Annotated in this window: 3 protein-coding genes; all 3 read right to left on the bottom strand. The window is 50.0% G+C overall.

The annotated features are described in order from the left end of the window. Nucleotides 1–456 precede the first annotated feature (456 nt). The 3 genes from hemW to aroF all read right to left on the bottom strand — a co-directional run bounded on the left by hemW (nucleotide 457) and on the right by aroF (nucleotide 4,755). Nucleotides 457–1,599: a radical SAM family heme chaperone HemW gene (gene hemW / locus Q7J27_15230; protein MDO9530492.1), complete on the bottom strand. Its 1,143-nt coding sequence runs from the start codon at nucleotides 1,597–1,599 to the stop codon at nucleotides 457–459. Nucleotides 1,600–1,650: 51 nt separating this feature from the next. Beyond that, nucleotides 1,651–3,447 carry a translation elongation factor 4 gene (gene lepA, locus Q7J27_15235; GenBank protein ID MDO9530493.1) on the bottom strand — a complete coding sequence of 599 codons (1,797 nt, stop codon included), beginning with the start codon at nucleotides 3,445–3,447 and terminating at the stop codon, nucleotides 1,651–1,653. A gap of 306 nt (nucleotides 3,448–3,753) precedes the next feature. Continuing rightward, nucleotides 3,754–4,755: a 3-deoxy-7-phosphoheptulonate synthase gene (gene aroF / locus Q7J27_15240; GenBank protein ID MDO9530494.1), complete on the bottom strand. Its 1,002-nt coding sequence runs from the start codon at nucleotides 4,753–4,755 to the stop codon at nucleotides 3,754–3,756. Nucleotides 4,756–5,218: the final 463 nt, after the last annotated feature.

Below are 5,218 nucleotides of genomic sequence, written 5' to 3' on the forward strand. Positions count from 1 at the left end.
TGAATTCGACTATCCCCGCCTACAAGGCGGGGCATTACGCCGAATTCATGGCTATTGCCACCGCGATTTCATAATTAGTGTCAAGCTTAAACCATTCATCCCCGTCCACAGGACGGGGTATTCTGGTTAAATATTCATAAAAGATTTTTAAGCACTTATAGATAACTCTTACAGTGCAAACAAAAACCCGCTACTCTTTGTAAAAGAGTACATAAGAAACTAAGCGATGTCAAAAGAAAAGTAATTGGACAGACGATGACGTAACTTTATGTATGAGACGTAAAAGGGATGGTCTCGTAAAAAGTCTTTCTTTGTCACCCTGAATTCATTTCAGGGTCTCTAACTTACTGAGATAATTAGATGCTGAAACAAATTCAGCATGACAAATTGTGCAGTTTATCACTTTTTACGAGTTCATCAAAGTTGTGAGGGTGGAGGTTTTTTACGGACATCTATCTATATCAACGCCAGGCTGTCGGCAACGGCCATGCCGGCTAAGGTCGGTTTCATACGACCGTCTTCTATCTTGACGAGTCCTCTTTCCGCGAGCAGGGATATCATCTCCGCCTTTTCCGATACGAGGTCGTATCCATAGCGCAGTTTATAATCTTCAAAGCAGATCCCGCTCTTTGTCCGCAGTCCTAAAAAAAGGGCCTCCAGGCGCAGCTGTTCATCGGCCAGCGTTTCCGAAACCGCTACCGGCGGTGTTTCTTTTTTCAAATCTTCGATATAGGAGTGGAGGGATCGGTGATTCCACCACCGTCTGCACCCGTCAAAAGAGTGCGCCGCCGGTCCCAGACCAAGATAAGGCGTATGATCCCAGTATTTTTGGTTGTGCCGCGATTGAAGCTCCACATTTCTTGCAAAACTGGACACCTCATAGTGGATATAGCCCGCCTTCTCAATGATCCCCGACGTTTGGAAGAAACGGTCGGCCAGGGTTTCCTCGTCCGGCATCGAGATTTCCCCTTTCGCCTGTCCGGTGCCGAGGGGGGTGTCGGGTTCAACGGTAAGCTGGTAGCAGCTAAAGTGCGCCGGATTGAAGGAGAGGGCGCGGTGAAGGGTATCCGTCCAGGAGGTGACTTCCTGCCCCGGCACGCCGTAGATAAGATCCATGCCGATATTGTCAAATCCCGCTCTTTCCGAGGCCGTAAGCACCGAGAGGGCCTGACGGCGATTATGCCTCCTTCCCAGGAACTTCAGGATATCGTCGTCAAAGGATTGGACGCCGATGTTGATGCGGTTGATTCCCAGGTTGCGCAATGCCTTGAGGCCGGCAAGATCAATATCCGCCGGATTCACCTCTACTGTGATTTCTGCTTGGGAATCAACGGTGAACTTGTTTGCCGTCACGTCCAGGATAGCTCCCAGGTCTTTTACTGAAAGCACCGAAGGTGTGCCGCCGCCGATGTAGACGGTATCGAATCCGGAAAATTCCGTCCGGTAAATGTCCATTTCCCGGCGGAGGGCATCGAGAAAATCATCTGTCAGGTCGAGGGACGTTGTCGAATAGAAGCCGCAATAGAGGCACTTGCTGCGGCAGAAGGGGATGTGGATGTAAAGGCCGGGCGCATCCATACTTTTTTCTACTCTTCTCAATTCCCCTCCCGCCAGGAGAGGAACAGAGTCCCTTTAACGAAGACGTTATTCCTAATCGGTATCGGATCTCAGGACTGCGAGGAAGGCGCCCTGGGGAATGCTTACCGACCCGATCATTTTCATACGTTTCTTGCCCTTCTTCTGTTTTTCCAGAAGTTTTCGCTTCCTCGTGATATCGCCGCCATAGCACTTTGCCGTGACGTCTTTCCTGAAGGCAGAAATGGTCGTCCGCGCGATGATTTCGCCTCCGATCACCCCCTGTATGGCAATTTTGAACATCTGTTTGGGAATCTCTTCCTTGAGCCGTTCGCAGGCATTAAGAGCCCTGGCACGGGCGCGTTCGCGGTGGGCGATCTGTGATAAGGCATCCACCTTTTCCCCGTTTACGAGGATATCTACCAGCACCAGGTTACTGGGACGGTAATCGATCAGGTCGTAATCAAAGGACCCGTAGCCCTGGGTGACGGATTTGAATTTATCGTAGAAATCAAAGATCACCTCAGCTAACGGCATTTCGTAGGTGAGCTCGACACGCTCCGGGGTAATGTAATTGAGCGTGGAGTTCACACCGCGCTTCTCCATGCACAGTTTCATGACAGATCCCAGGTACCTTTCGGGGAGCATCATGGAGGAGCGGATATAGGGTTCTTCCGAGCCGTCGATTGATCCTGGATCAGGGTAGTAGGATGGATTGTCCACATCCACGGTTGTCCCGTTTTTCAGTGTGAAACGGTAGCGCACGCTGGGTATGGAAAGAATTATGGAAAGGTCGTATTCCCTCTCCAGCCTTCCCTGAACTATTTCGAGATGCAACAGCCCCAGAAAGCCGCAACGAAAACCCTGTCCCAGGGCTACTGAGGCGTCCTTCTGATAAACGAAGGAGGCATCGTTTAATATGTATTTTTCAAGCGAATCGGCCAGATCCTGATACTCGTCGGAGTCCATGGGGTAGATGGAGGCGAAGACCACCGGTTTTACTTCCCGGAAACCGGGCAGCGGCTGACTGCAGGGTCTGCCGTCGAGGGTGATCGTATCCCCGGCTCGTACATCGGAGACGGTTTTAACTCCGGCAATAATGTAACCGACATCGCCGGCGGAGAGGCTGCCGCGCTTCTGCCGGGAAAGCAGGAATCGGCCAACCTCCTCTACCTTGTAAGCGGCACCGTTGTACATAAAGCGGATGATGTCCCCGCTTTTTACCGTCCCGTCGACGATACGGCAGTGGATCACCGTGCCGCGGAAGGAATCGTATTGAGCATCGAAAATAAGGGCGGCAAGGGGGGCTTCGGGATCACCCGTTGGAGCTGGAATCCTCTCCACGATGGCCTCAAGAATATCTTCGATCCCCGTCCCTTCTTTTGCCGAACATTGAAGATGGTTGTCCGGATCGAGCCCCAGCTCCCGGTCTATCTGCTCTATAACACGATCAACGTCCGCTGACGGGAGGTCAATCTTATTGATAACCGGTATGATTTCGAGGTCGTGTTCCATCGCCAGGTAGAGATTGGCAAGTGTCTGAGCCTGCACTCCCTGAGCCGCATCGATCAGAAGAAGCACCCCCTCGCAGGAAGCTAAGGAACGGGAGACTTCATAAGAAAAATCTACATGGCCGGGGGTGTCGATGAGATTGAGCGTGTATGCTGTGCCGTCCCGCCCCTCGTAGGGGAGGGAAATCGCCTGGCTTTTGATGGTAATGCCCCTCTCACGCTCGATATCCATAGTATCGAGGATCTGGTCCCTGAATGTCCGGGCATCGGAAACACCCGTATATTGTATCAGCCGGTCGGCAAGGGTTGATTTCCCGTGGTCGATGTGGGCTATAATGCTGAAGTTACGTATATTTTCCATTAAATCCTGGCCTTTATCCTTGATGATCTATTAAAAAGCCCAAAATTCCCTCCTCATTGACGGGGGAAGGATTCTTGGACTTTTTGCGAAACGATCAATAATTGGTGGCTGTCCTCAATAAAATCGGCTGAGCTCACTGACCGGAAGGGTCGCAGTTCCTGACGGTCGATGGTGTGAAAGGAGCGTTTAATACCACTAACGAATTGCTTTATCAATAGAAATTTTTCCCTGGCCCCTTTGGCTCATAGATTTCACATCGCACTTCAAGTAATGAGAGCAATCCGTGTAATCTGCGAAATCTGTGGATTAAAAAATATCAAAAATGGGTTTAATCTGATTACACAGTATCTCAAAACCTTCCGGATAAAGTGACTGCGCTCCGTCGCTGAGAGCTTCTTCCGGAGCATGGTGCACTTCCACCATCAGTCCGTGAGCACCTACGGCAACAGCGGCACGGCTTAACGGAATCACCTGATCGCGACGTCCGGCGGCATGGCTGGGGTCGACTATGATGGGAAGATGGCTTTCCAGTTTCACGGCGGCGACAGCCGAGAGATCCAGCGTGTTCCGGCTGTGGTGGGAAAAGGTACGGACTCCCCTCTCACATAAAATAACCTGCGTGTTTCCGCCTTCCATGATGTATTCTGCTGCCATGAGCCATTCTTCAATAGTGGCGGCCATCCCGCGTTTGAGAAGAACCGGCTTTCTTGACTGCCCTGCTCGTTTAAGCAGACTGAAGTTTTGCATGTTCCGTGCCCCGATCTGAGCTACGTCGGCATATTCCTCAACCAGGTCAAACGTTTCCTTGTCTAAAACCTCTGTAACAACCGGCATTCCCGTATCTTCGCGCACCTTAGCCAGGATTTGCAGTCCTTTTTCACCAAGACCCTGAAATGAATAGGGCGACGTTCTCGGTTTGAAAGCCCCTCCCCTGAATATTTGCGCCCCGGCCTGTTTCACTCTCCGGGCGATGATTAAGCACTGCTCTTCGCTTTCAACCGCACAGGGACCGGCGATGATGGTCAGATAACCGTTGCCTATCATAACATCTCCTATCTGTATGATAGTGTCTTCAGGCTGGAATTCACGGCTTACCAGTTTATACGGATGCGTGACGGGGATGACGTTCTTAACACCGGCCAGTCCCAGAAAATAAGAGGCGTCAACGGCCCCTTCATTATGCAAGATACCGATAGCCGTTCTCTCTCCTCCCGGAATCGGGCGTGCCGTATACCCTTTTCCATGGATGGCTGCAACTACAGCGTCAATCTCTTCCGGTTTTGCCTTTTGACTCATTACAACTAACATAGTGTGCTCCTTTTCTTTTTAGTATACCCCGATAACAGAAAAAGGGGATGCAGGTATTTCCCACAGCCCCTTCTTAACTTGAAAAAAAAGACCGTGGCCAGGAATGGCTACGGTCTTTGAAATACTATCATTTTGTATAATCAGATCCCGACGGCCCACTCCTTCAAGGCATTATTCAGCCACCAGCACCAGAAATAATTTTGATTCCCTGTAAGTGTTCTCATTCTGAAATTCCTTACTCTTTAAACTTATCATGTACAATACAGAAACCGACCACCCATTGTCAAGAAACTTTTTGAATCTCCCCGCAGCAAGCTGCGGAGAATCTCCGACTTTCAAGGAACTTAAATTTGCAAACACATTGTAAGTTGTTAATATTTCTTGATATTTACCAGAAATAATGAATTTGTTAAAAACGTAAGTTACTTCCAATTATAATGCCGTAAAACGGCATAGCGGAGCT

It is taken from the genome of Syntrophales bacterium, assembly GCA_030655775.1.
In the GTDB taxonomy this organism is placed as follows: Bacteria; Desulfobacterota; Syntrophia; order Syntrophales; family JADFWA01; genus JAUSPI01.

Coding starts and splice junctions, on each gene's coding strand:
- lepA (MDO9530493.1), bottom strand. CDS start 3,447: ATGGAAAATATACGTAACTTCAGCATTATAGCCCACATCGACCACGGG.
- aroF (MDO9530494.1), bottom strand. CDS start 4,755: ATGTTAGTTGTAATGAGTCAAAAGGCAAAACCGGAAGAGATTGACGCT.